The sequence below is a fragment of the Desulfuromonas sp. KJ2020 genome (assembly GCF_024197615.1).
In the GTDB taxonomy this organism is placed as follows: domain Bacteria; phylum Desulfobacterota; class Desulfuromonadia; order Desulfuromonadales; family SZUA-540; genus SZUA-540.
Genome location: NZ_JAKUKE010000001.1, coordinates 1,440,062 through 1,465,795 on the forward strand (window position 1 = coordinate 1,440,062; position 25,734 = coordinate 1,465,795).

24 protein-coding genes are annotated in these 25,734 nt (G+C 60.5%); 7 read left to right on the plus strand and 17 right to left on the minus strand.

What is annotated here, in order from left to right; genetic code table 11:
- Positions 1–61 precede the first annotated feature (61 nt).
- The 4 genes from MJO47_RS06590 to MJO47_RS06605 all read right to left on the minus strand — a co-directional run bounded on the left by MJO47_RS06590 (position 62) and on the right by MJO47_RS06605 (position 5,613).
- Positions 62–2,341 carry a DNA translocase FtsK gene (locus MJO47_RS06590; RefSeq protein ID WP_253960318.1) on the minus strand — a complete coding sequence of 760 codons (2,280 nt, stop codon included), beginning with the start codon at positions 2,339–2,341 and terminating at the stop codon, positions 62–64.
- Positions 2,342–2,356: 15 nt separating this feature from the next.
- Complete coding sequence (locus MJO47_RS06595) at positions 2,357–3,148, minus strand: undecaprenyl-diphosphate phosphatase (protein WP_253960319.1); 792 nt, start codon at positions 3,146–3,148, stop codon at positions 2,357–2,359.
- Positions 3,149–3,217: 69 nt separating this feature from the next.
- Positions 3,218–4,900: a ribonuclease J gene (locus tag MJO47_RS06600; protein WP_253960320.1), complete on the minus strand. Its 1,683-nt coding sequence runs from the start codon at positions 4,898–4,900 to the stop codon at positions 3,218–3,220.
- Positions 4,897–5,613, minus strand: coding sequence for a 1-acyl-sn-glycerol-3-phosphate acyltransferase (locus MJO47_RS06605; RefSeq protein WP_253960321.1), 717 nt, complete (start codon positions 5,611–5,613; stop codon positions 4,897–4,899). The genes MJO47_RS06600 and MJO47_RS06605 overlap by 4 nt, the downstream gene beginning before the upstream one ends.
- Positions 5,614–5,754: 141 nt before the next feature.
- Between MJO47_RS06605 and MJO47_RS06610 the strand changes: the two genes are divergently transcribed.
- Together MJO47_RS06610 and MJO47_RS06615 are read left to right on the plus strand one after the other, a co-directional pair.
- Entirely contained in the window at positions 5,755–6,228 is a 474-nt protein-coding gene (locus tag MJO47_RS06610) for a single-stranded DNA-binding protein (RefSeq protein WP_253960322.1), read from the plus strand.
- Between the two features lie 71 nt (positions 6,229–6,299).
- Entirely contained in the window at positions 6,300–6,875 is a 576-nt protein-coding gene (locus MJO47_RS06615) for a HEAT repeat domain-containing protein (RefSeq protein WP_253960323.1), read from the plus strand.
- 67 nt (positions 6,876–6,942) lie between these two features.
- Here the strand turns inward: MJO47_RS06615 and MJO47_RS06620 are convergent, their stop codons facing one another.
- The 4 genes from MJO47_RS06620 to MJO47_RS06635 all read right to left on the minus strand — a co-directional run bounded on the left by MJO47_RS06620 (position 6,943) and on the right by MJO47_RS06635 (position 12,349).
- The gene (locus MJO47_RS06620) at positions 6,943–8,277 is read right to left on the minus strand and encodes an HD-GYP domain-containing protein (protein ID WP_253960324.1); all 1,335 of its coding nucleotides are present in this window, start codon (positions 8,275–8,277) and stop codon (positions 6,943–6,945) included.
- A gap of 4 nt (positions 8,278–8,281) precedes the next feature.
- Positions 8,282–9,865 (minus strand): HEAT repeat domain-containing protein, encoded by a 1,584-nt coding sequence (locus MJO47_RS06625; RefSeq protein WP_253960325.1) that lies wholly within the window; start codon positions 9,863–9,865, stop codon positions 8,282–8,284.
- A 68-nt stretch (positions 9,866–9,933) separates the two neighbouring features.
- Positions 9,934–10,503 (minus strand): hydrolase, encoded by a 570-nt coding sequence (locus MJO47_RS06630; RefSeq protein WP_253960326.1) that lies wholly within the window; start codon positions 10,501–10,503, stop codon positions 9,934–9,936.
- 1 nt (position 10,504) lies between these two features.
- Positions 10,505–12,349 carry a long-chain fatty acid--CoA ligase gene (locus MJO47_RS06635; protein WP_253960327.1) on the minus strand — a complete coding sequence of 615 codons (1,845 nt, stop codon included), beginning with the start codon at positions 12,347–12,349 and terminating at the stop codon, positions 10,505–10,507.
- Between the two features lie 110 nt (positions 12,350–12,459).
- Here MJO47_RS06635 and coaE point away from each other — a divergent pair, with 110 nt between their 5' ends.
- A complete protein-coding gene (gene coaE, locus MJO47_RS06640; protein ID WP_253960328.1) occupies positions 12,460–13,095 on the plus strand; it encodes a dephospho-CoA kinase in 636 nt (211 codons plus the stop codon).
- On the opposite strand, the gene MJO47_RS06645 is transcribed toward coaE, so the two are convergent.
- Entirely contained in the window at positions 13,022–13,744 is a 723-nt protein-coding gene (locus tag MJO47_RS06645) for an alpha/beta fold hydrolase (protein WP_253960329.1), read from the minus strand. The genes coaE and MJO47_RS06645 overlap by 74 nt on opposite strands.
- Positions 13,745–13,974: 230 nt before the next feature.
- Positions 13,975–14,757 (minus strand): IclR family transcriptional regulator, encoded by a 783-nt coding sequence (locus MJO47_RS06650; RefSeq protein WP_253960330.1) that lies wholly within the window; start codon positions 14,755–14,757, stop codon positions 13,975–13,977.
- Positions 14,758–15,058: 301 nt separating this feature from the next.
- Here MJO47_RS06650 and MJO47_RS06655 point away from each other — a divergent pair, with 301 nt between their 5' ends.
- Positions 15,059–15,511 (plus strand): universal stress protein, encoded by a 453-nt coding sequence (locus tag MJO47_RS06655; protein ID WP_253960331.1) that lies wholly within the window; start codon positions 15,059–15,061, stop codon positions 15,509–15,511.
- A 44-nt stretch (positions 15,512–15,555) separates the two neighbouring features.
- Here MJO47_RS06655 and MJO47_RS06660 read toward each other — a convergent pair whose 3' ends face one another.
- The 6 genes from MJO47_RS06660 to MJO47_RS06685 all read right to left on the minus strand — a co-directional run bounded on the left by MJO47_RS06660 (position 15,556) and on the right by MJO47_RS06685 (position 20,781).
- Positions 15,556–16,464, minus strand: coding sequence for a sugar phosphate isomerase/epimerase (locus MJO47_RS06660; RefSeq protein WP_253960332.1), 909 nt, complete (start codon positions 16,462–16,464; stop codon positions 15,556–15,558).
- A gap of 63 nt (positions 16,465–16,527) precedes the next feature.
- Positions 16,528–18,051: a cation acetate symporter gene (locus MJO47_RS06665; RefSeq protein WP_253960333.1), complete on the minus strand. Its 1,524-nt coding sequence runs from the start codon at positions 18,049–18,051 to the stop codon at positions 16,528–16,530.
- 10 nt (positions 18,052–18,061) lie between these two features.
- Complete coding sequence (locus MJO47_RS06670) at positions 18,062–18,394, minus strand: sodium/substrate symporter small subunit (RefSeq protein ID WP_253960334.1); 333 nt, start codon at positions 18,392–18,394, stop codon at positions 18,062–18,064.
- A 49-nt stretch (positions 18,395–18,443) separates the two neighbouring features.
- Entirely contained in the window at positions 18,444–19,679 is a 1,236-nt protein-coding gene (gene truD / locus MJO47_RS06675; RefSeq protein ID WP_253960335.1) for a tRNA pseudouridine(13) synthase TruD, read from the minus strand.
- Positions 19,672–20,370, minus strand: coding sequence for a tRNA (guanosine(46)-N7)-methyltransferase TrmB (gene trmB, locus MJO47_RS06680; protein ID WP_253960336.1), 699 nt, complete (start codon positions 20,368–20,370; stop codon positions 19,672–19,674). The genes truD and trmB overlap by 8 nt, the downstream gene beginning before the upstream one ends.
- Before the next feature lie 87 nt (positions 20,371–20,457).
- Positions 20,458–20,781, minus strand: a complete 324-nt coding sequence (locus tag MJO47_RS06685) for a c-type cytochrome (protein ID WP_253960337.1) — start codon at positions 20,779–20,781, stop codon at positions 20,458–20,460.
- Positions 20,782–21,006: 225 nt separating this feature from the next.
- Between MJO47_RS06685 and aroF the strand changes: the two genes are divergently transcribed.
- Positions 21,007–22,017, plus strand: a complete 1,011-nt coding sequence (aroF, locus tag MJO47_RS06690) for a 3-deoxy-7-phosphoheptulonate synthase (protein WP_253960338.1) — start codon at positions 21,007–21,009, stop codon at positions 22,015–22,017.
- On the opposite strand, the gene MJO47_RS06695 is transcribed toward aroF, so the two are convergent.
- The gene (locus MJO47_RS06695; protein ID WP_253960339.1) at positions 22,014–22,877 is read right to left on the minus strand and encodes a metallophosphoesterase; all 864 of its coding nucleotides are present in this window, start codon (positions 22,875–22,877) and stop codon (positions 22,014–22,016) included. The two genes, aroF and MJO47_RS06695, sit on opposite strands and share 4 nt — an antisense overlap.
- A gap of 190 nt (positions 22,878–23,067) precedes the next feature.
- On the opposite strand from MJO47_RS06695, the gene MJO47_RS06700 reads away from it, so the two are divergent.
- Both MJO47_RS06700 and MJO47_RS06705 read left to right on the plus strand, forming a co-directional pair.
- On the plus strand, positions 23,068–24,270 hold the full coding sequence (locus MJO47_RS06700) for an FprA family A-type flavoprotein (RefSeq protein ID WP_253960340.1): 1,203 nt from the start codon (positions 23,068–23,070) through the stop codon (positions 24,268–24,270).
- Between the two features lie 115 nt (positions 24,271–24,385).
- Positions 24,386–25,711, plus strand: coding sequence for an alanine/glycine:cation symporter family protein (locus MJO47_RS06705; protein ID WP_371926649.1), 1,326 nt, complete (start codon positions 24,386–24,388; stop codon positions 25,709–25,711).
- Positions 25,712–25,734: the final 23 nt, after the last annotated feature.

Genomic DNA, 25,734 nt, shown 5'->3' on the forward strand with positions numbered 1-25,734 from the left:
GAAGATTGAGCTGTAAAGAATAGCAAGGAACGGATGCTTTTCAACGCGGGGCTTGGGGATGTCAGCTGCCGATCTTGTTGATGAAAACCTCGCGCGGCTTGCTGGTCCCGTCGGAGGGGCCGACAATCCCCTCCTGCTCCATTTTCTCGATCATGCGAGCGGCGCGGTTGTAGCCGACCCGCAGGCGGCGCTGCAGCATGGAGATGGAGGCCTGCCGGGTTTCGGCCACCATGGCCAGCGCTTCGTCCCACTTCTCGTCGTAGCCGTCCTCGTCGTCGCTGCCTCCCCCTTCCGAGGCGGGGGGCGCTTCGAGAATCGATTTATCGTATTCGGGCAAGCCTTGCTTCTTGAGGAAATCGACTACCCGCTGCACTTCCAGTTCCGAGACGAAGGCGCCGTGCACCCGTTGCAGGGCGCCGGTGCCGGGGGGGAGAAAGAGCATATCCCCCATGCCGAGCAGGGTTTCGGCCCCCATGGAGTCGAGGATGGTGCGCGAGTCGATGCGGGAGAAGACCTTGAAGGAGATGCGCGTGGGGAAGTTGGCCTTGATGAGGCCGGTGATGACGTCGACGCTGGGGCGCTGGGTGGCGAGGATGAGGTGGATGCCCGAGGCGCGGGCCATCTGGGCCAGGCGGGCCACCGACTCCTCGATCTCGCGGCCGGCGACCATCATCAGGTCGGCCAGTTCGTCGACGATAACCACGATATAGGGGAGGTGGCCATGGTCGAGTTCCTCCCCCTCGAGCATTTCGATCTCCGGCAGCGCCTCCTCATCGGCGTCGACCGTCTCGACGACCAGTTTTTCCTGGCTCTTCTGCAGTTCTTTCTCCCTTTCCTCCTTGGCGATCTTCTTATTGTAGCCGTCGATGTTGCGCACCCCCTTGTCGGACATGAGCTTGTAGCGCCGCTCCATCTCGCGTACCGCCCAGGCCAGGGCCAGCGCCGCCTTCTTGGGGTTGGTCACCACGGGGAGCAGCAGATGGGGGATGCCCTCGTAGATGGAGAGTTCCAGCATCTTGGGGTCGACCATGATGATGCGCACGTCGTCGGGGGTGGCGCGGTAGAGCAGGGAGAGGATCATGGTGTTGATAGACACCGACTTGCCGCTGCCGGTGGAACCGGCCACCAGCAGATGGGGCATCTTGGCCAGGTCGGCGACGACGGTGCGGCCAAAGATGTCCTTGCCCAGGGCCATGGGCAGGCGTCCGCCGGACTTCTGGAATTCTTCCGAGTCGATGATCTCTTTGAGGTAGACGGTCTCCCGCTCCTTGTTGGGAATTTCGATACCGACCACGCCGCGGCCGGGGATGGGGGCGACGATGCGGATGGAGAGGGCTTTGAGCGCCATGGTCAGGTCGTCGGAGAGACCGGCGATCTTGTTGACCTTGACGCCGGGGGCCGGGGCGAACTCGTACATGGTGACCACGGGGCCGGGCTTGACCTCCACCACCTCGCCGTCGACGTTGAAGTCCTTCAGCTTGGTTTCGAGGATACGCGCGTTCATCATGAGCGCTTCCTTGTCCACCGGCTTCGGCGGCTCGCCCTCGTGGTCCAGCAGGGAGAGGGTCGGCTTGTGGTAGGTTCCCGAAGGCTCCAGGAAATCAAAGGCCTCCTGCGGGTTTTCCTTAATCTCCTTCGTCTTCTTTTTGACGGGCTTGGGGGGTGGCACCGGCCGGACAGTCGGCGGCGAGATGCGGGGAGCCGACTCCACTTTTTCTCTCTTGACCGCATCGCGCTGCTGCCGGCGGGCCTGCCGGGCCTCCCGATTTTTTTCCAGACGGGCCGCAAAGCGTTCGAGCATCCCTTCGAGAAAGAGGACCATGGAGAACCGGGCCGCCAGCATAAGGGAGACCAGGAAGAAGACGCTCAGAAAGATGGCAGCTCCGGCCGGGTTGAGATAGCTCGACAAGGTGTCGGCGAGGACACGCCCGGCGGCGCCGCCAGCTTCGTTGACCGGCTGGCCGAAGAAGGACACCTTGGAAAAACGCAGGGCGATAAGAGCGCACAGGGACAGCAGGAGCACCAGAAAGGCGGTCCCCTTGTAAAGGCGCACCTTGACGTCGCGGAACTTGAGAAGGCGCCAGGCAAAGAGCAGGCAGGCCAGGGGCAGCAGCAGGGAGATCAGTCCGAAGGCCTGCAGCAGCAGGTCGGACAGGTGGGCGCCGACCACACCGCCGTAGTTGCGGACCAGGGCCGGGTCGAGGTTGTTGTTGAAGGACGGGTCGCGGCTGTCGAAGGAGATCAGGCACAGGGTCAGGAAGATGCCGGCGGCCAGCCAGAAGACGCCGGCGATTTCCTTCTTGAGATGCTCCCGAAAGAGGGTTTTGGTTTCCGTGCTCATAGGGGTGAAACCTCGCTAAAGGGAGAGGGTCAAGACCAGGCTCCCGACCAGCCAGCAGTAGATGGCGAAATAGAAGAGTCGGCGCCGGCGGATGATGGCCATCAGAAAATGGATGGACAGCAACCCCGTAATAAATGCAATTCCTGCGCCAGCCAGGTAGAGGGGGAGGCTGCCGGCGGGCACTGCCGCGAGGTCTCGCAGGGAGAGCAGGGCGGCGCCGAATATGGCAGGCAGGGCCATGAGAAAAGAGAAGCGGGCCGCCGTTTCGCCGTCGACCCCCTTGAAGAGCAGGGTGGCGATGGTCGAGCCGGAGCGTGAAATGCCCGGAATAATGGCCAGTCCCTGTACGGCCCCGACGACCAGGGCGTCAGACAGGGTGAGGGCCTCTTCCTTGCGCCCCTGACGGCGAAAGCGTTCGGCCAGAAAGAGGAGCAGGCCCGAGACCAGTAGCATCGAGCCGACGACAATAATGTTTTCAAAGAGTCCCTCGAAAAAGTCTTTAAAGGTCAGGCCGATGATGGCCGTCGGCACGCTGGCCGCGATCAGGAGCAGCAGCAGGCGGCGATAGATGGCCGCCTCTTCGTCGCGGCGGAAGGGCGAAGTGGCCAGCAGGATGATTTCACGGCGGAAATAGAAGATGACGGCGACCATGGTGCCGACATGCAGCAGCACGTCGAAGAGAACGCCCGGTTGATGAAAGTCTGTCATATAATGCTGGGCGATGGCCAGGTGCCCCGAGGAGGAGATGGGGAGAAATTCGCTGAGGCCCTGAATGAAGCCGAGGAAGATGGCCTGAAGTAGAGTCATGAAGAAGTCCCTTTATCTGTTCACTTGAAATCTGCCGCTGTGACGGTGGGAAATGGCGATGGCCGCCTGTCAAAGTTCGAGGATAACCGGCAGAATGAGGGGCCGACGCTCGATGGTCTTATTGAAAAAGCGGCGCAGAGTCTTGCGCACTTCGACGCGCAACTCCTCCCAGTCGGTAATGGTTTCGAGATTGTGTTCAGCCAGCATGGCGCTGACCGCCTGGGCGGCTTCGTCCAGGTAGGGGCGGCTCTCCTCTTCCGGCACAAAGCCGCGACTGAAGAGTTCGGGACCGTAGAGAATGCGGCCGCTGGACTGGTTGAGGGCCAGCAGAACCACTACCAGGCCATGGTTGGCCAGGTGACTGCGGTCGCGCAGTTCCATGGTCCCCACATCGCCGACCCCCTTGCCGTCGATAAAGACCCGGCCCGTCTCCACCTTTTCTTCCAGGGTGACGCCGTTGCGGGAAAGGGCCAGCGGGGTACCGTTCTCCAGTACCAGGGTGTTCGCCGGGGCCATCCCCATAGACTGGGCGAGCTGGGCATGCTTGACCAGGTGACGATATTCGCCATGGACGGGCACGAAATAGCGGGGCCGAATCAGGGAATGCACCAGCTTGAGTTCTTCGCGGCTGGCGTGACCGGAGACGTGGATTTCGCTGGTGCTTTCGTAGAAGACCTCGGCGCCGCGCCGGTAAAGGTGGTTGATCACCTCGCTGATGGCCTTTTCGTTGCCCGGGATGAATTTGGAGGAGAGGATGACCGTATCCCCCGGCTCCAGTTTGATCTGCCTGTGATCGTCCATGGCGATGCGGGAGAGGGCGCTGCGGGGTTCCCCCTGGCTGCCGGTGGCGATAATGAGCAGCTTGTCCGCCGGCAGGTAGCGGGCCTGACCGGGGTCGACGAGGATGTCGTCCGGCATTTGCAGGTAGCCGAGCTGGCGGGCGATGGCGATGTTGGCCACCATGCTGCGACCGATGACCAGAATCTGGCGTCCCGCGGCCACGGCGGCGTCGGCCACCTGCTGGATGCGGTGGATGTTGGAGGAAAAGGTGGAGACCAGCACCTTGCCCGGGCATTTTGGCACGATCTCCTGCAGGGCCTCGCCCACGGAGCGCTCCGACAGGGTGTATCCTTCTCTTTCCACGTTGGTGGAGTCGGCCAGCAGCAGCAGGACGCCCTCCTGCCCATAGGCAGCCAGGCGGCCCAGATCGGTAGGCTGGTTGTCGACGGGGGTCAGATCCAGCTTGAAATCACCCGTATGGACGAGAAGGCCGGCCGGCGTGCGGATGGCGAAGCCGACGCCATCGACGATGGAGTGGGCGACCCGGAAGGGTTCGATGTCGAAACAGCCCAGGGTGAATGCCACGCCGGGTTCGATGGGGTTCAGGCTTGCCTTTTCCAGCAGATGGTGTTCATCGAGCTTGTTCTGCAGCAGCCCGAGGGTAAGGGGCGTCCCGAAGATGGGCGGATTGCCCAGGGTGTCGAGCAGAAAAGGGATGGCGCCGATGTGGTCCTCGTGGCCGTGGGTCAGCACCAGCCCGCGGATGTCTTTCACCCGCTCCAGCAGGGGGCTGACGTCGGGGATAACCAGGTCGATCCCCATCATGTAGGCTTCCGGGAACATCAGGCCGCAGTCGATGAGCAGCAGGTCGCCGCGACATTCGACGGCCATCATGTTCAGACCGATTTCGCCCAGGCCACCCAGGGGGAGCAGGCGTACGGCATCGGGATGCAGGGGGCTGTGGAGGCTCATGCCGCGGAGTCCTCGACCGGTTGTCCGAGGGCGGCGGCGATGGGCTGTCGCACCTCTTCGATCAGGCGGTCCCGGTCGGCCGTCTGCCGTCCTGCCGTAGCCACCGCGGGAAAGAAGCGGATGCGGATGTCGCCGGGTCTGAACGCCAGCCGACCTTTGCGCATGACGTCGCGACTGCCGTCGATGGCGACGGGAACGATGGGGGTCTGGGCCGACAGGGCGAGCAGAAAGCCGCCTTTTTTGAAAGGCAACAGACGACCGTCCGTAGAGCGCGTTCCTTCGGGGAAGATGACCACCGAGGTGCCGGCGGCGATACGCTGCGCTGCCACGGCCATGCTTTTGGCGGCTTGGCGCCGGTCAGAGCGATTGATGGAGATATAGCCGGTACGGGCCATGGCATAACCGAAAAGAGGGATGCGGAAGAGCTCCTCCTTGGCCATCCAGCGGAATTGCCCGGGAATGCCGGCAAACAGGGCCAGAATATCGACGTTGCTTTGATGGTTGGGCATATAGACGACGGGTCGGGAGGCGTCGAGATGCTCCGTTCCCTCTACGATGAGCCTCGCTCCGATGAGAGCCAGACCGAAGCGGGCCCAGATCTTGGCGTAGGCGTGGAGCCAGTCCGGATTGATGAAGGAGAGGGGAACTCCGGTAAGGATGACGAAAAGGGTCCAGGGGATGAAAACGATCCAGGCGACCAGGGTGCGAAACATGCTGCCAAGCTCCTAACTTATTGAATAGGTGAGTGTACGAGAGATGGCGGCAGGGAGTCAAACCTTTTTCGGCAAAGGCCTTTACACCCCTGGGTATTTTGGGTAAACTCGCCCCATTCCCCTTTTTGGAGGTCTTTTTTTATGTCTGTGAACAAAGTTATTCTTGTCGGCAACCTGGGTAAAGATCCTGAGTTGCGTTACACTCCCTCCGGGGCGGCCGTGGCCAATTTTACCATCGCCACCACCGAACGCTACAAAGACCGCGACGGCCAGACGCAGGAAAAGACCGAGTGGCACAACATCGTGGCCTGGCGTCAGCTCGCCGAGATCTGCGGTAAATATCTGCACAAAGGCAAACAGGTCTACATCGAAGGAAAGATTCAGACGCGCTCCTACGACGATCGCGACGGCAACAAGCGTTACATCACCGAGATTGTCGCCGACCAGATGCAGATGCTCGGCCGGGCCGGCGACGACAACAACGCCAATCAGGGGCAGCAGCGCAATGCCGCGCCCCGCTCCAGTCGCCCCAGCCCTGCGGCCTCTTCCGGTCCCCCGGCCTACGAGGATTACGCCGATCCCCCCTTCAATCCGGACGACGATATTCCGTTCTGAGGGTTACGTTTTTTCAGCACGCGTCAGCCAGGCAAGAGAGAGTGGACATTCCTTGAGGCGGGAGCCCGACTGTGGAAGCAGGTGAGTTGAGAAAAAAGGTGTTGCTGCAGGCTCTGAGTGATCCTGAGGACGCCGTGCGCCAAGCTGCTTCACAGGCTCTGGAAAAGATCGAAGCGTCCTGGTCGCTGTCCCGCATCACCGCCCTGCTCAAAGAAGGGAGTCGGGGCCAGCAGGTCAAGGCGCTCATTGCCCTGGAGCGTATCGACAGTCTGCAGATCTTTCCCCTGCTGCTGGCTGCTCTCAAAAATCCTGATGCCGATATCCGGGCCGCCGCTGTGCAGGTGCTGGGTCACAAGGCGCACCCCAAGACCCTGGGCGCCCTGGTTAAACACCTCAAAGATCCGCATCCGGCGGTGCGGGTCCACTGCGCCGACGCCTTGGGAAACTTCACAGATGCCCGGCTGGTTCCCCTTTTGGCGGCATGTCTGCAGGATGCCGATGATGCCCTGGCGGTCAGCGCGGCGTGCTCCCTGGGTAAAATCGGCGCTCCGCAGGCGGAAGAAGCCCTGGCGGCTGCCGCGGCCGATCCCCGTGCCGCAGTGCGGGCAGCGGCACTCCTGGCTCTGGCCGAACTGAAGACCGTGTAGCATCTAGATGGACAAGGTGGGATTCAATCCAAAGAGGCCGACACAGTAATGTGTCGGCCTCTTTACTTCAATCAAGATAGTCGGCGATTTCGACGCCCTTGCTGAAGGGGTCCACTTCGCCGACGATTTGCAGTTCGTCGGCGGAACCCGGACAGAAGAGTCGCGGCGGGTCGAGCTTATTGCCTTCGGCGTCGAAGAGGATTTTCAGCCGGGTGGCAGAACTGGAGTCACCACCGACGGCGGTGACCAGCCCGATTTCATTGTTTTGCAGGCGCACGAGACTGCCGACGGGGTAGGGTCCCAGGGCCTGGATGAAAAGTTCGACGAACTGGGGGTGCAGTCTGGTGCCGGCATTGTCCCGCAGCAGCTTGATCGCCTGGCGCGGCGTCACCGGCCGCTGGTAGGAGCGCAAGGTGGTGATGGCGTCGTAGGCGTCAGCGATGGACGCCATGTCCACCAGGGGTGACAGGGGTTTGCCGCGGCTGTCGGCCGGGTAGCCCTTGCGGTCGTACTGAAGATGGTGGCACAGGGCAATGTCGATAACTTCCGGAGGGATGTCCTCCATCTGCTGCAGAATGTCGGCGCCGTCGCGGGGATGTTTTTTGATCTGTTCGAATTCCCCCTCGGTCAGACGGCCAGGTTTGGTGATGATGCCGACATCCACCTTGAGCTTGCCTAAATCGTGCAGCATGCCGCCGAGGCCGATAACGCGCAGTTCTTCTTCCGAAAGGCCGCAGGCACGACCGACCGCCAGGGCGATGACCGAGACATTGACCGAATGGGTGAAGGTGTAGTTGTCGTAGTCTTTGATGAGGGAGAGCGCGAAAAGGGCGTGGGGGTCTGACAGGGTGACTTCGACCATCCCCTTGACGGCCTGCATCGCGCCTTCCGACGACGGGATTTTGCCCAGGCGCACGTCGTGGAAGATATCTTCCATGACGCGCAGGGCCCGGTCGTAGACCTTGCGGGGCTTGCGGGCGAACTCGTCATCGTCCGTTCTTTCGACCGAGGCGGGGCGGATGTGATGAACCCCCATCTTGAGTAGAGCCGCTTCCAGATCTTCTCCTTTGATGTCTCCTCCCCGAACGATTTCCAGTAAGGATAAAATTTCCCCTCCCGTCAGGCCGGAGATAAATTCCAAACCTTCCACCTCCAGGGTTCGCAGCACCTGGGCCACGTCCTCTTCCGCCGGGGTAGGGTAGGCAAAGAGTTCTTCCTCAAAAAAAAGCGTATCGTCCATCAAACCGAGTTTCAGGCGGGATTTGTGGAGAAACAGTCCGGCCAGGGTGGCCATGAGATCCTGGACCTGCTTCTGGATGGTCGGGTGTGCCGGCGAGTAAAGGCGCATGCCCTGAAAAGTGCGAGAAATTTTCTGAATGACGTCTTTGTAAATCGTCTGCATGCCTTCAGCCTTTTTTAAGTTGCTTGAGCGACAGGACTGCCGCCCGGGCGACCTGCTGGGCCGGATCTTCCGTGGCCGCCTCCAAGGCTTCAAGGACCTCCGGAACGGGAAAGCTGGCCAATGCCCCCGCCGCGGCGGCACGCAGGTCGTTATAGCGAGAGCGCTTCCAGAATTTTTTGCGGTGCAGTACTTCCAACAGATGGGGCCAGGAACCGGGGGCGGCAATTTCTCCAAGGGCGCGGATAGCCTCTTTCTTCTCATCCAGTTTTTTGACCAGAAAATCTTTTGACTGAACTACTTTCAGCAGAAAAGGGACGGCCGCCGGTTCTTTCATGGCCCCGAGCGAAAGAAAGGCCAGGCGTCGCAGGTCCGGATCCTCGTCTTCGGCAACCTGCAGCAGAATGTCCAGGGCCTCGGGACCGCCGATGCGGGAGAGGGCACGGATCGCTTCGCGCCCAACGCGCACATCCTCGTGCTTAAGCAGCGGAATGAGGGCGGGGACAGCGGCGGGGTGGCGGATCTCACCGAGAATGAAGACGACATTGCGCTTGACATACCATCGCTCATCCTTGAGATAGGAATTCAAAATGGGGATTGCTTCCGCCCCCTGCCGGGATAAGAGTTCGGTAAGGCAGCGCCTCGCCTGGCCGCCTTTTTCGGAGCAGAGCCGGTCCATGATGCGGGTGACAACCCGGGTGCCGTAAAACAGCAGAATGGTGATGATAGCGTCCTGTTCCTGGCGGGTGGTCAGGGGCATGCAGAGCAGGTCGACGAGATAATTCAGTACGTCGTCCATTCCCAGCGCGTCCAGTGCCTGGTGAGCGGCTTGTCTGCGTGCGGCCGAAAGCCGTTCCGATTGCGCGTGGGTCAAAAGCAGGGCGAGAGCCTCGATGGCGAGGAAGCGGCCTTCGTCATTGAGAACCCGGCGAAGCTTGGTCGGAAATTCCTGCAGCAGAAGGCGGTAGCGATCATCGGAGATGTCCTGCTGCTGCAGATTACGCAGCAGTTCCTCCAGTTCCTGCAGTTCCTTCGGTTTTTCTTCGGCCTGTTTGGCGGCTTCTTCAAGCAGGGGTTCGTCCCATTGATTCGCATCGCCGGCTTTTCCCGAATCGACGGCAAAGGCCTTTTCGGCCTCCTCTTTGCGTCTGATGATGCGGTCAAGCTGTAGTTCATTGAACCAGAGAGTCGTTACCCTGGCCTGCAGGAGCAATTCCTCGATGCCGCCTTTCTGCGCGACAAGCTCGGGGCGAATCGCCAGGGCGCGAGCCACTCCCAGCAGGTCTCGGTCTGAGAAGTCCGGCATCACGAGTACTCGCTGGACGCGACGGGCGAAAAAGGCTGTGGCCAACTGAGGGAGAAACGCCGCATCCTTGCCGACCCGTGCTTCGTCAACGAGGAAGTGGTCTTTGCGTACGGAAAAGGTCAGGTTGCCCTCTGCCAGCAGAGGCCGCCAGGCCTTCAGCCCCTCCAGAACCTGGGCTCTGAGAGCGGGGTGTCCGGGAGGATAGAAACTGGCCGCTTTGATGATCCGGGCCAGGGATCGAAGGGCGTTTTCCAGAAGAATGGGTTTAGACTGGGGGATGTCCATTCAAAGGTTTTCCTTCACTTTGTTCATTTAAGGCTTCCGCGACAATTAATCGCGGATGACCTGTTGTATTAACGATCCTTGATCAGCGCCGATACCGCCTTGAACTCCGCGGTGCCCGCTTTTTGCAGCAGTTGGAAAAGTGCCATTTCCGTGGTTGTCACTGTTGCCCCGGCCAGCCGGGCGCTGTCGAGGGCGGTGAGGAAATCCGTCTTGCGGCGGGAGCAGATGGCGTCCCGTACCAGATGCACCTGGTAGCCCCGGCCCTGCAGATCGAGCAGGGTCTGAAAGACGCAGACGTGCGCTTCCATGCCGACCAGCAGGATCTGGCGCGCTTTTTTCCCTTCCAGTGCGTCAAGAAAACTCTCTTCGCCACAGCAGCTGAAACTGCTTTTCTGGATAATCGGACCTTCGGCGTAGGAGGCCAGTTCCGGCACGGTGCCGCCCAGCCCTTTCGGGTACTGCTCGGTGGCCAGCACGGGCAGGCCGATGATGCGGGCGGCCTCGGCGATGGCCCTGATGTTGGTGATCACCTGCTGACGAACGTGTTCATCCATGGCTGGCACCAGGCGCTCCTGCACATCGACAATGACCAGAACCGTACCGTCTTTTTTCAGCCAGAGTTTCTTGATAATGTCCATATCAGTCATCCTTCTCCGCGTCCGTGAGGTTTTCGACAATACAGAAACCGGCATCGTGAATGCCTTTATCCTTGGCAATATACATGCCTTCCAGGATTTTGTTAAAGTTTTTTGCCACCACCTTCCGCTTTATCTTGAGGGTAGGGGTGATTTCGTTCTCTTCTTTGCTGAAATCCCGCGAGAGAAGGGTAAAGCGTTTGACCCGCTGAAAAGAGGCCAGATTTTCCTGTAGCCGATCGATGCGCCGGCGGATGAGGTTGAGAACCTTGGGGTGGTTGACCAGGTCGCAGGGGGTCAGAAAGTCGATATTCTTGTAGCGGGCGTATTTCTCCAGGTTTTCGAAATTGGGCACCAGCAGGGCGGTGAGGTAGGGCTTGCGGTCCCCGTAAACCATGGCATTGGAGAGGTATTTGTCGGTCTTGAACAAGCCTTCGATCATCTGGGGGGCGACATTTTCGCCGCCGGCTGTCACCAACAGATCCTTCTTGCGGTCGGTGATGGCGAGAAAGCCGTCCGCATCGAGCTTGCCGATGTCGCCGGTTTTGAACCAGCCGTCGCTGAAAGCTTCCCGGGTCTGCTCGGGCAAATTCCAATAGCCGGAGAAGACATTGGGTCCACGTACCAGGATCTCGTCGTCCTCTCCCAGGCGGACCTCGACGCCGTCCAGGGGACGCCCCACGGTGCCGAGGCGCAGAGCGCCAGGATAGTTGCAGGCGATGACGGGAGAGGTCTCGGTCAGGCCGTATCCCTCATAAATAGGGATGCCGGCGGCGAGGAAGAATTCGGCCACATTTTCCGTCAGGGGCGCACCGCCGGAAACAAAAAAGCGCAGGCGGCCGCCCAGGTGTTTCTTGATGGGAGCGAATACAATTTTGCGGGCCAGGGCGACGCCGCCGCGCAGCAGGGCGGAAGGATTTTCACCGGCCTGCTGCTGACGAACCAGCTTGCGGCCGGAATTCAGGGCGCTGAAAAACATCTGCTTCTTAAGCCAGGGGCCGGAGACCACGCGGTCCATGACCCGGGCAAACATCTTCTCATAGAGGCGGGGAACGCTGATGGCGACGGTCGGTGCCACCTCCACCAGGTTGGCCGGTACGGAATCGATCCCTTCAGCGTAGGCGATGACGGTTCCCTGGTAGAGCATGAAATAATAGCCCGCCATCCGTTCGAAGACATGAGAGAGGGGGAGAAAGGACAGGCACATGTCCTTGTCGCTGATGTCAAAACGCTTGCAGCATTCCTCGATATTGGAGAGAAAATTGTTGTGCGTCAGCAGCACACCCTTGGGCGGGCCGGTGGTGCCTGAGGTGTAGACGATGGTGGCCACCTCGTCGGGTTTTCCCTTCTCCAGTCGCTCGTCCAGTTGGCTCTCCGGCACTTTTTCCGCCTCCTGGAGAAAGGAAGCCAGCGAGGTGAAGCGGGGGTGGTCCAGTTCGTCGTCGATGAGGATGATTTTCTCGAGGTGAGGCACCTCGTCGAGTTTTTCCGCCAGCTCCTCGGCGATATAGAGAGAGTAAATAAAGAGAACGCGGCTGGAGGAATTCTGCAGGATATAGAGGACGGTGTCGATTCCTTCCGTATGGTAGACGGGGACGGAAAGGGCGCCGCACGCCATGGCGCCCAGGTCGGCATAGACCCATTCGGGGCAGTTGGGGGCCATGATGGCCACCCTGTCTTCAGGCTGGATGCCCAAATGGATGAGGCCGCGGCCGCAGAGCCGGACCTGGCGCGCCAGGGTTTTCCACGAAATCCCTGCGTACTGTCCGTCTTCCTTGCGGCGGAGCGCTTCCTGGTCGCCGCGGCGGGCCGCTTTATCGAGCAGGATCTGGGGCAGTGTTTTGGTCATGGGACACCTCCTGTCGCCTGGGGTGGGGGCGTTGCCTTGCAGGGAAACGATGGAATTGACAACGTCCCGGGATTGTGAAAGTTTATATCGCCAGAACCGGAAAGGACAAGATGATGGTTGTCGGAGTGACGGGCGGAATCGCCACGGGAAAAAGCGCTGTCGTCGAGCAGTTTCGCCAACTGGGGGCAGCGGTCATCAGCGCGGACGAACTGGCGCGGGAAATCGTGCGGCCGGGAGAGGAAGCCCTGGCACAACTGGTGGCGCGTTTTGGGCAGGACATTTTGCAGGCGGACGGAACCCTGGATCGCAAGGCCTTGGCAGAGATCATCTTTGCCGACCCGGCGGCCCGCCAGGATTTGAATCAGATCACCCACCCGGCGATTGCCCGGCTGGCGGCGGCCCGTTTCGCTTCTCTGCAACGTCAGGGAGAGGCGCTGGTGATCTACGAGGCCCCGCTGCTTTTCGAGGCGGGAGCCGAAAGCCGCGTGGACCGAGTCCTCGTGGTGACGGCCCCCGCCGAGGTGCAGCGCCGCCGTCTGATGGCCAGGGACGGCCTGGATGATCAGGCGGCACAGGCCAGGATCACCGCGCAGATGCCCTTGGCGGACAAGGTGCGCCGAGCCGATTTCGTCGTGGAGAATGCCGGCTCCATCGATGAACTGGCCACCCAGGTCAGGGAACTCTATGGTCGCCTGCTGATGCTGGCGCGGAATCTTCCTGAGACCTCGCCAGAAACTGCAGGCTGAGGGCCAGCACCGAACGCCATCTCGGGTTCTCTTCCGTACACAGTACATGGGGAACCTCCGGTCCGTACAGGTGGTACTCTTTGTGACGGCTGCCCAGGAGCGTAAAGAGGGCCTGCCCGCTCTCAACCCGTATGGTCTGATCACCGCTGCCGTTGATCGCCAGGGCCGGGGTGGAAATCTTGCTGAGCAGGGGGCGCAGGTGGCGGATCAGGCGGTGAATCTGGTGAACGCCATTGAGAGGGCGGCTCTCGTAATAGCGCAAGGCCGTCTCGGGGGGAAGGGGGCGGTGGTGGTAGGGCTTGATATGCCTGAGCCACCAGGCGCTGCTGGCGAGACGGTGGCGGAGCCTGAGATAGGGGGAGAGCAGGACCATCCCCGCCATCTCCACCCGGGCGGCCAGGGCCACTAGCAGCAGGGCTCCGGTGCTCAGCCCCATCCCGAAAATCTCGGTCTCTTCCTTCTTCAATTCCCGGTAGCCCTCTTCGACAGCTTTCAGCCAGTCCTCGTAGCGTTTGGTTGCCAGGTCCTGTGGTGAGGTGCCATGGCCCGGCAGTAAAATCGCCAATGTCGTGTAGCCCTGCTCACAGAGAGCCTGGCCGAACAGCCGCATTTCCTGCGGGGTGGCGGAGAATCCGTGTACCAGAAGCACGCCGGCCCCTCTTGGAGTGGAGGGGCGCAGCAAAAAAGGGGCCGCGTCATCATGGGGCTTCGGATTCCCCCGTCTTGGGCCTGCAGACATGAAAGCAGCCTTTCTCGTTGAAATCAAAGGGGAAAAGCCTTTAATGAAGTGTAGCAGCCGTCCGTTCTCTGTCAATGCAATGGCCCGAAACACAAAATCCCCCTGAAAAGGGGGATTCTGAGAATTCACTGAAGCAGGCGCTACTTGTGAAAACCGAGACGGGTGGAGAGGTCTTCGCCGGCCTTGAGGACCAGGGGGACCAGTTCCTTCTCGATCCGTTCGTCGGAAAAGCGCATGGACGGTCCTGAGATGCTGACGGCTCCGACGATCCGACGGGTATAGTCGCGGATGGGAGCGGCCAGGCAGCGCACACCAGGATCAAGTTCCTCGTTGTCGATGGCATAGCCCTGCTCGGCAATCTTTTTCAGGTCTTTTTTGAGAACCTCGCGATCCGTGTAGGTCGTCGGGGTATAGCCCTTGAGCTCGCGGTTGGGGAGAACACTGTCGATCTCCTCGTCGGACATGTAAGCCAGGTGAACTTTACCGGAGGCGGTGCAGTGTGCCGGCAGGCGGCTGCCGACCCGGGACACGACCCTGACCGTGAGATTCGTTTCAACGACGTCCAGATAAACGATGTACCCTTCCTTGAAAATGGCGACATAGGCCGTTTCGTTACAGTCGTTGACGATGTCTTCCAGGATGGGCTTGGCCTGGCGCAGCAGGCCCATCTGCTTGATGAACGTCTGCCCGAGTTCCAGGGCGTTGAGTCCGAGACGGTAGTTTTCCGTTGCCTTGTTCTGCTCGATGTATCCACGGGACTCGAGGGTCGCCAGCAGGCGGAAGACGTTGTTTTTGTGGAGTTTCAGCCTCTTGCTGAGTTCGGTGACACCCAGTTCGTCCACATCCCCGTGGAACTGCTCCAGCAGGTCCAGGGCGTGGGAAACAGCCTGGATTATATATTCTGACTTCTCTTTCTTGGCCATGGCGGTTGTGTCCTCTTTTAATGAAAACTCAAAAAGCAAATTGCGGGGATTTTATCGACCCCGATAAAAAGATGTCAAGATAAACCGGAATGATTTTTCCTGAAGAGTCCGTTTTTGGGGTCTTGCGAGGAAAAAGGTTCTTTTGCCGGCCAATCGTTGCCGAAAATAATAGAATGTTGTTTTAGTTAAGTCAATATCCCCTTGTCGATTGTCAGCGGTCGAATCAGGGAGGGAAGGCCTTTCTGTTGACAGGTGTTAGCCATTCGGCTAGATTTGACAGGCCCTTGACACGGAGGTAGCCATGCTGAATCTCAGTAAAAAAATACTCGTCGCCATTGACGGCTCACCTCAATCGGACAAGGCGGCCGAAGAGGCGGTGCGTCTAGCCATGGCTTCAGGCTCACGCTTCAAAAGCAAGGTATATGCCATTTTGGCGCTTCCCGGCATGCGAAACCCCTCCTTTACGGATTTTTTCCCTTCTTTGCCCGCCACAGAGCGTCCCGACTGGGAACAAAAGCGCCAGCGTATTTTTTACGTGGTGGAAAAAGCGGCGTCCGAGGCGGATATCCCGTTGACCAGTGAGGTCGTTTATGGTGATGCCGCTGAGGAAATTCTGTCATATGCCGATCAGCAGGAGGTCGATGTCATTGTCATCGGCTCCTCCGGTTCCGGGCGGGTCAAGCGCACCCTGATGGGCAGCGTCTCCACCAAAGTCGCCATGCACGCCCGCTGTTCCGTCTATATCGTGCGATAAAAAGGGCGAGGCGACGAACCTTTTTCTGCGCGCACCTCCTGTTTCTATTCCAACTCATCTTGCCCGTCTCTTTTTTCTCCCTGATCTTTTTTTCCCTTTTCGCCGATTCCGGTCGGGGAGGTTCCGCGCCGCTGGTCCGCTAGCGGGCAATAGGACCCGTCTGGTGGATTGAAGCGTGTCTCCTTGCACAGGTAGTTGAAAATTTCAGCCATACTTTCGCGGATGAGAGATTCCTCCTCGGGAAATTCGTGGGGGGAGAGTTCCAGCGTGAGGGCATCATTGTAGGCGGTCTGCCTCAGGTGGTTCAAAAAGCGGGTCAGGGGGAGGACGCCATGGCCGGGCAGCAGATGCTCGCGGCCATAGCCGTAGTCGGAAAAATGAATATTGCGCATTTTGCCGGAATCGTAGAAGAGATGAAAATCGTGCAGGAAGTTGGCTTTGGACGAACCCATGTGAGCAGTGTCGAAGGTCAGGTAGAGATTCTTCTCCTGCATGAAACGGATCATTTTCTCCGTCTGCCCGAGAATGTAGGGATTGGTTTTAAAAGCGCCGGTGCTGGGCATGTTTTCCATGGTGATGATCACCTGGTGCTGGCCAACCTCTTCCTGAAAATCCTTGACCTTGTTGAGCCACCGCCAGAACTTGAGCTCGAGTCCCATCCACGAGGGGGGGTGAAAGTTGATCAGGGGGATGCCCGCCTCCATGGCCAGGGTGGTGGTGCGGAAGAGCTGATCGATCTTGTTCCCCCAGCCGTCCAGGTCGAAAAAGGGCGCATGAAGAGAGGCCACCGGCAGAATCTGCTGCAGATCCCGGATGAGGGCGAGGCTGTCCTGGTACTGGAAGTCATAGCTGATGATCACTTCCATGCCGTCAAAGCCTGTATCCCGGGCGATTTCAAAAACCTTGGGGAGGGGCAGGGTGTAGAGACTGCCCGCTGAAAGTATAAGTTTCATGGCTGACTCGCAGGATGATTAAAGTGCCACATGTCTGAAGGCCTCTCTGCAGTCCTTCATGCCTCAGGGGGTATGCACCTTCTCCAGCAGGAAGCGGCGGATGCGGTCAGGTGGCGGGGGGGTGAGCAGCGAGACGCCAATCGTGACGAGAATAACCAGCGGAGCTCCGATCAGAGCCGATCCCGTCGGCGGCAGCACGGCGGTCAGCCAGGGCAGCCACTGGCCGAGGATCACCGGGGTGAACGTGATGACCAGTCCCAAAAGCATGCCGGCGATGGCTCCCTGTTTGTTGGTGCGGTCCCACCAGATACCGAGCAGGAAGATGGGAAAGAGGGTGTTGCCGGCCAGGGCGAAGGCCACGGCGGTGATTTCGGCGATGAGGCCGGGCGGGTTGGCGGCGACGATCAGAACAACCAAGGCCAAAACCAGGGTGGTGATCTTGGCGACCATCATGCGTTGGTGTTCAGTGGCCTTGGGGTTGATGAGCTGGTAGTAGATATCGTAGGAAAAAGCCCCGGCGCCGGTGATGAGCAGGCCGGTAATGGTGGAAAAGGCGGCGAGAATGGCGGCCAGAGCCACGATGCCGGTGATCCAGACCGGCAGGCCCGCCCACTCCGCCGCTTTGATGACGATGATGTCGGCGATGGCCTTGGCGGTGGCGGGGTCGGTGACCAGCCCGTGACGCAGTTCCCAGAGCTTGGCGAAGGTGGCGTAGGCCGGCGCGCTCCAGTAGAGCAGGCCGATAAAGACCAGCCCCCACATGACACTCCAGCGGGCGTCGCGGATGTTGGGGACGGTATAGAAGCGGGACAGGACATGGGGCAGGCCGGCGGTGCCGACCATGAGGGTAAAGCAGAGAGCGATCCACTGATAGGGGGTGCCATGGAGCCAGGGCGCCGTGCCGGCGTTGTCGGCATGAAAGGCGATCTCCTGCAGGGCCTCCCCGTAACCGACCTGAGGAACCAGCCAGAAAAAACCCATCTTGCGAGCCACCAGCACCAAGGGGAGGATGAAGCAGAGAATCAGTACGGTGTAGTGAAAGCGCTGGTTGCGCAGGGCGCCGAGAGTGCCGGACAGCACCAGGTAGGAGATGACCACCGCGGTGCCGAAGAGGAGACTGGGGGTGTAGTCCAGACCGAAAATCCAGGAGAAGACCAGCCCCACCCCCTTGTACTGGGCCACACAGTAGACCAGGGAGATGAGGATGGCGATGCTGGCCGACAGCACCCGCGCGATGGGCGATTCGTAGCGGGCTTCGACAAATTCAGGCGCGGTATATTTGCCGAAACGGCGAATCTGGGCGCCCATGAGGATGAGCAGGAGGACGTAGCCGCCGGTCCAGCCGATGACATAGGCAAAGGCGAAATAGCCCTGCAGGTAGAAGATGCCGGCGATGCCGAGAATGGAGGCGGCGCTCATCCAGTTGGAGGCAATGGCGGCCCCGATGCCGACACGGCCGACGGAGCGGCCGGAGACCAGGTAGTATTCGCCCTTGGCGGTCCGGCTGGCCAGACCGACGAAGATGAAGAGGGCCAGAACGGCGAAAAGAAGCAGGGCCGGCGCCAGTTTCAGGTGTTCAGCGAGCATGGTGCCTCCTTTATTTGCGCTTCCGGTACTCGTTGGTCAGTTTGTCGACGAAGAGGTTGTAGAGCAGGCAAAGCAGTATGAACCAGAGGATGAGAAACTGGCCGGAAAACCAGTAGTGAAAGGGAAAGCCGAGGAAGCGAGTCGTCGTCAGCTGGCTGCAGCCGGCCGGGCCTTCCTGCAGAAGCACGAGAATGAATTGAAAACCGAAGGTAAAAGCGGCCCAGCTGGCCAGCAGTATCCAGATGTAATGGACCTTCTTGCGCATGAAGCCGGGGAGGGGACGGAAAAAGTTGACCCTGCCCTGACCGCTGGGGTGTCTTTGTGAACTCGAATCCTGTGTCACCCTGTCCTCCTTTATCGGTTGTGGCCCAAAGGCCGGCGACAAGCCTGCTTCAATATGCCGTGGGGCGCGCCGGGGTTGTGGCGGACGGATCTTCCTCAGATTTCATGACTTCGGCCAAAACGCTGGTCGCATAACTGCCGCGCGGGAGACTAAAGGAGAGTCGTAGATCCTGTCCTTCCATGTCGACCCGGTATTCGCCGAGAGGAACACGCAGGGGGCGTCTTTCCCCCTCCATACCCAGACCTTCCGACAGCCGGAAATCCTGCAGGGACAGCTTTTCCTTGGCCAGCAGGCCTTCCTCCAGGATGCCGGCCTGTCCCCGCGCCAGGGAGACCTTGTACCCGTAGAGAGGGGCGGAGGGGCTGATTTCCAGGCTGTCGGCGCGCGGCTGTTCTTTGGCGGGGTCTTCCACGATAAAACAGGCCCCGTTTTCGTGTTTACAGGCGTAGTCCCCGGCCCAGAGGGTGTCGAGGGTGTCGAGGCGCATATCGACCAGGCGGTCGAACAGGCTCGATTGATAAGCCGACAGGTAGAGGCGCAGGCGGTTGCGGGGCATCGTGAACACCGCCTCTCTGGCGGGATGGCCTTTGCCCAGGGCGGCCACCAGGTTGCGCTCGTCGCGGAAGCGAGCCGGCAAGGCGGCCAGCGTACCGTCGAGGTCGCCCCGTTCAAAGCGTTCCGCGGCCTCGCGCCAACGTTCCTGGGTGATGCTCTGCGGATCGCCGATGATCAGCCGGCCGGCCAGTTCGTAGTCCTGGCGCAGCAGGGCGCGGCCGATCAGGTGTGAATTGCCCAGTACACCGTAGCGCTGCTGGCCGAAACGGTTGGGCACGCCGACGGTCTTGAGCACGTGCAGGATGTCTTCGGCCTTTTCCAGTGCGCCCGGTTTGACCGCGCGGATACGGATCGTGAAACGGTTTCCCGCCAGGTGGCCCAGACGCAGCTTGTTGCGGTGCCAGGCGCAGGACAACACCCGAATGCCTGGCAGCTGCAGGCTTTCGACCTGGGCCGGTGTCACCCTCTGCAGAGACAGACGCTGTCGGGTGGTGGCCCGGGCATCCTTGAGGCCGGCGTAGCCGATATCGCGGCTGCGAATCTTCAGCGCACCGGCGACCTTCTGAATCAGGTCGAAGGTCGTCAGACCGGTCTTTTCCACCTCGACGTAGAGATGTTCACCCTCGCCGCAGGGGAGATAGAGAGGGATCTCCTCGACCAGAAAGTCCTCGGAACTCTCCTTGATCTGTCCTCCTGTTCCCTCCAGGGAGGCGCTGAGATATCTAGCCATTCTCCACCTGCTCCCACTTCAGGCGAAATCCCTGCGAAAGGCGCACCTCCGTGTCGGCGATGGTCCAATCGGGCCGCTTGCGGTAATGCACGAAATAGATGGGAAGGCCCTGATCGAGGAAGCGGCGCATGTATTTGGAAACGGGATAGCCGGGGCGCGCCGTGCTCAAAGATTCGGTCTGGCAGTTGGTATAGCCGTCCATCGCGGCGATGGTGGCGGCGACATCCTCGGCGTAATCCTGAAAGTCGGTGGCAAAGTTCAGCTCCCCGCCAGGGCGAAGATAAAGGAGGACCATCTGCAGAAAAGCTTCGTTCAGCAGTCGACGGGAGCGGTGGCGTTTTTTGGGCCAGGGGTCGGGGCAGTTGATGTAGATGGCCTCAAGGCTCTCTTTGGGGATGAAATTGGCCAGCAGGTAGCGGGCCTCGGACCGCATGACGCGGACGTTTTTGAGGCCGGCCTGGTCGATTTTTTTGCAGGTTTTGTAGCAGCCCTTGTTGTAGATGTCGATGGCCAGGTAGTTGCGCTCCGGGTGGCGGGCAGCCAGCTGCGTGATGAAATCGCCGATGCCGCAGCCGATTTCCAGACAGAGGGGCTGGGCGTTGTCAAAAAAAGAAGAGATGTCCTCCCCCCTGGCGAGCATCGGCTCGGTGAGGAAGGATTCGGAGGTGATCTCGATTACGCGCTGCGTCATGTGGTGCCTTTCTGAATGTCCTGTTTTGACGCAGAAAACTAGCACAGGCCGCGGCATTTTTCAATAATGGCGGACCTGGCCTGATCGTTATTTGCGGCTGGACAGGAAATCGACCAGGGCTTTGAGATTCTCCGCCGAGAGATGTGTCATTCTCGGCATGATGGAGTCGGGGTTGCGGGCTTTGGGATTGAGGAGCTGCCGCTCGATCTGGTCGGCCGTCAGGCGTCTGCCCACCCCGTCGAGGGCCGGTCCCCTGTTGCCGCCGCTCCCTTCCAGGCTGTGGCACCCTTTGCAGCCCTGGGCGTTGATGAGCCGGCGGGCGGTGCCCTCGTCAGCCCCAGTCAGGGCCGGCAGCAAAAGCAGGCATAGTAGCAGGACGAACCCGCGCTTGGTCGGGGCGAAGTCTCTCATGACAATAATTCCTCCTTGGGGAACGGTGTCGTGGAAAAAGGCGGCGATCTGGTCAGGATACTCGACGATACCCGAATTGCAACCAGGCTTTGGCTGTCATTCTGACAAAAAAGTTGAATTCTTTCCGGGGGGTGGCTAATCTAAGCCGTTGTCGCCACGGTTTTGTGCCAGGAAGGCGGAAAACTGTTTCAGGGGAAGAAGGCGCTTTGCCAAGGAGTCTGGATTATGCTTATCGTCATGGACCACAATGCCACCGACCAACAGATCGACGCCGTCAAAAAAGCCATCGAGGCGATGGGCCTGCGGGCCGAACCCATTCCCGGCAGTCTGCGCACCGCGATCGGCGTGCTGGGAAACCAGGGTTATGTAGACGATACCTCCATCCGCGAACTTCCCGGCGTACGCGAAACCATCCATGTCAGCAAACCATACAAGATGGTCTCCCGCGATTTTCATCCTGTTTCGACGGTCGTCAAGGTCGGTGACATCGCCATTGGTGATGGGCATCCGCCCGTCATCATCGCCGGCCCTTGTTCCATCGAGACCGAGGAACAGATGCTGGCCGCCGCCCACCTGGTTAAAGCTGCCGGTGCCCACATCCTGCGCGGTGGGGCGTTCAAGCCGCGTACCGGTCCCCACTCCTTTCAGGGGCTGGGCGTCGACGGGCTCAAATATCTGCGCCAGGCGGGTGATGCGGCCGGACTGCCGGTCATCACCGAGGTCATGCGGATCGAGCAGCTCGAACCCGTCTGTCGCTATGCCGATGTCCTGCAGATCGGCGCCCGCAACATGCAGAACTTTGACCTGCTTAAAGAGGTCGGCAAGCTCAAGTGCCCCGTGCTGCTCAAGCGCGGCATGAGCGCCACTCTGGAGGAGTTCCTCGCCGCCGCCGAGTACATCGTGGCCGAGGGGAACGATCAGGTCATCCTCTGCGAACGCGGTATCCGCACCTTTGAGCGAGCCACCCGCAACACCCTGGATCTTTCCGTTGTTCCCCTCATTCGGGAGATGAGCCACCTGCCGATCATCGTCGATCCCAGTCACGCCACGGGAAAACGCTCGCTAGTGCCGGTCATGGCCAAGGCCGCCTTGGTGGCTGGCGCCCACGGTCTGATGATCGAGGTGCATCCCGAACCGGAAAAAGCCCTGTGCGACGGGGCCCAGAGCCTGGCCGGGCCGGGTTTCAGCCAGTTGATGGAGGAAATCCGTCGCCTGCAGCAGTTCCTTGACGCCTAGTTTCTGGCCGTACCGACCAGGTCAAAGAGGGTGATTTCCGGCCGGCAGAGAAAGCGGACAGGAAGCAGGCTGGTGCCGATGCCTCGATTGACGTAAAGGGGGGTGGCGGTGGGGCCGACGCGGTACAGGCCGCTGACAAAGCCGCCCGTATAGCGGGGGAGGTAGAGGGGGGAGAGGAACGGCAGACGAACCTGACCGCCGTGGGTATGGCCGCAGCAGATCAGGTCGAGGCGGCCATCCAGTTTTTCGTGGTTGAAGGCCGGCACATGAGAGAGGAGCAGGTTGGCCCGTCGGGGGTCTGCCTGCTCCTGCAAGGCCAGGAAATCGCTCTCGCGGGAAGGGTAGTCAAGTCCCAGCAGCGACAGCTCAATCCCCCCGGCTTGCACATCCTCCCGCTGATTGATGAGCAGGGTGATGTCGATTTTTTTGAACTGGCGGCGCAGGGGCTCTCCTTCGATGCGCGCCCAGTACTCCCAGTTTCCCTGTACGGCGAAGATGCCGGCCGGTGCTTGCAGAAGTTGGAGAAACTCCAGCGCCCCAGGCAGGTTTCGGCTTTCCTCGATATAGTCGCCGGTGAGCAGGATGATATCCGGCTGCAGGGCGTTGGCGGCCTCGGCCACCCGGCGGAAGTAGGGGCGAAACGGGCCGATGTGGGTGTCGGAGAGTTGGACGATCCGCACTCGGGTGCCGGCGGGCGCCTTGGGCAGAGGGATGTCCACCCGCTCGATCTGCAGGGCTGTCGGTTCGCGCACAAAGGCGTTGCCCAGGGCTGCTCCTCCCAGACCCAGCCCTGTCCACTGCAAAAACCGTCGCCGGGACAGCCCCTTTGTCGGACTTTTGGGTGTTTTTTTTCTCTTCACGCGCGCTCCGAGGTGAGGTCAACTTGCAGGGTGTCACGGCGGCCGCCGCCGATGAAGGCCCAGTATAATTCAGTTGCCGGTCGATGGCCAGCGCCACCCTGTCTTGCCCCTGTCGGTGGTCTGATATATAGTTGTAATTCCCGCCGGGATTAAATTGACAGAAACCCCTTTCCGCAAGGGAGAGAAGACTATGAACCAAGCACGTGAGATCTGCCCGGGCGTCTACTGGACCGGCGTGAAAAATCCTGACCTGCAGGTGTTCGACGAACTTTTTCCCACCCGCCAGGGGACGACCTACAACGCCTACCTGGTCAAGGGCAAGGACAAGACCGCCCTGATCGATACAGTCAAGGAAGAATTTTCCGACGAATATTTCGATATCCTTTCCAGCCTTATCGGTACGGAAAAGATCGACCTGGTGGTGGTCAATCACACCGAACCCGATCACACCGGCGCGCTGGAAGAGTTGGTGCGGCGGCATCCCGAGATCGAGATCTACTGCACTCGCGCTGCCGATAATTTTCTCAAGCAGCTCATCGATATTCCCCTCAAGACCCAGGTGGTGGCCGAGGGGGACGAGATCGATCTGGGCGGGCGCACGCTGCGCTTCATCCTCGCCCCGAATCTGCACTGGCCCGACACCATGTTTACCTATCTGCCCGAAGAAGAAATCCTTTTCAGCTGCGATGCCTTTGGCGCCCATTTCTGCGGCGACGGCCTCTATGACGATGAGGTCGGGGATTTCTCGGGCGAATATCGCTTCTACTTCGACACCATCATGCGCCCCTTCAAGGAGAAGATCCGCGAGGCGGTCAGCAAGGTGGTTTCCCTGCCCATCCGTCTGGTCTGCCCGTCCCATGGCCCCTTGCGCCGGCAGGGAGCCAAAGAGTCTATCGACGGTTACGCCCGCATGGCGGCTCCCCCGGCAGACGAGGGACTGCGCGCGCTGACCCTGACCCTGTCTCCCCACGGCAACACCCGTACCATGGCCGCCGCGGTACGTCGAGGGCTGGAAGAGTTCGGGATCAAGGTGGTGGAGTTGGCCCTCTATGAGGCCGAGGAGGGCGAAATCCGCGATGAACTGGAGCAGGCCGATGCCCTGCTGATGGCGACGCCGACCATCAATCGCGATGCGCCGCCGCCGGTTTGGAAGGCCCTCTCCCTGCTTTCCACCGTAACCCCAAGGGGGAAGGTCGCCGGTGTTTTCGGTTCCTACGGCTGGAGCGGAGAAGCGGTCAAGTTGGTGGAGGATCGTCTGGCCGGTCTTAAATACACGCTGCCCGAAGAGGGGATTCACTTCCGCTTCAAGCCGACGGAGGCCGACGTGCAGGCCTGTCAGGAATTCGGCCGCAAAATCGGGCGCTATCTGATCGAGCACCATAAGACCGATTGAGGCTGACGCTCTGTTGCCCATGCCATGCCCCGACGAGGGATTCCCCTCCGCCGGGGTTTCTGTGTCCATCTCATTGTGATTAAAGGAAAGGTGACTCGTTTTGCTCTCTCACATCATGTCCACCGTCAATGGATTTGTCTGGGGCCCGGTGATGCTGGCTTTTCTGGTCGGCACCGGCGTCTATCTGAGTTTCCGTCTCGGATTTCTGCAGTTTCGTCAGTTGCCCCGGGCACTGCGGCTGGTCTTCAAAAAGCCGGACGGCGAGGCCCTCGAGGGGGACATCTCGCCCTTTCAGGCGCTGACCACCGCCCTGTCGGCGACAATCGGCACCGGCAACATCGCCGGGGTGGCCACCGCCATCTTTCTCGGCGGTCCCGGCGCCATCTTCTGGATGTGGGTCTGCGCGCTGTTCGGTATGGCCACCAAATACGCCGAGGCGGTACTGGCCGTCAAATACCGCGAACATCTGCCCGACGGCACCATGCAGGGCGGCCCCATGCGGTATATCGCCGAAGGGTTGGGTCTGAAGTGGCTCGGCTGGATTTTTGCCCTTTTCGGCAGCATCGCCGCCTTCGGCATCGGCAGCATGGTGCAGTCGAACTCGGTGGCCCTGGCCCTTGAGGATGCCTGGGGGGTCTCGCCCCTGGCCAGCGGCATCGTCCTGGCTGTGCTGACCGGTATCGTCATCATCGGCGGTATCCGCCGCATCGGCAAGGTGACGGAAAAACTGGTGCCGATCATGGGCGTTTTCTACGTGGCCGGCGCTCTGCTTATCCTCGTTCTCAATGCCGACAAGGTTCCCGGGGCTTTCGCTCTGATTTTCAGTCACGCCTTCGCCCCGGCCTCGGCGGCGGGAGGTTTTGCCGGCGCCGCTGTCTCCGCCGCCATCCGCTTTGGCGTGGCCCGGGGGGTTTTCTCCAACGAGGCGGGCCTGGGCAGCGCCCCCATCGCCCACGCCGCCGCCAAGACCAAAAGCCCGGTCCGGCAGGGACTCATCGCCATGACGGGGGTCTTTTTCGATACCATCGTCGTCTGCTCCATGACCGCCCTGGTCATTCTGTCTACGGGCGTCTGGACCAGCGGCGCCACCTCCAGCGCTCTGACCCAGGCCGCCTTTAACGCCGGCATGCCCGGCCCCGGCGGGCTCATTGTCACCATCGGCATCGCCGTTTTCGCCTATTCGACCATGATCGGCTGGGCCTACTACGGCGAGGAGTGCATCGAATATATTTTCGGCATGAAGGCTCGCACCCCCTACCGTTACATCTTCTGCCTGGTCATCGCCCTCGGCGCCGTGCAGAAGGTCGGCTTCGTCTGGGACTTCAGCGACACCATGAACGGCGCCATGGCCATCCCCAACCTGATCGGTTTGATCGGTCTCTCCGGGGTGGTGGTGAAGGTGACCCGTGAGGCTCTGAGCGAACCGGAGAAATACCTCTGATCACCACGGATGACCAAGGGGCG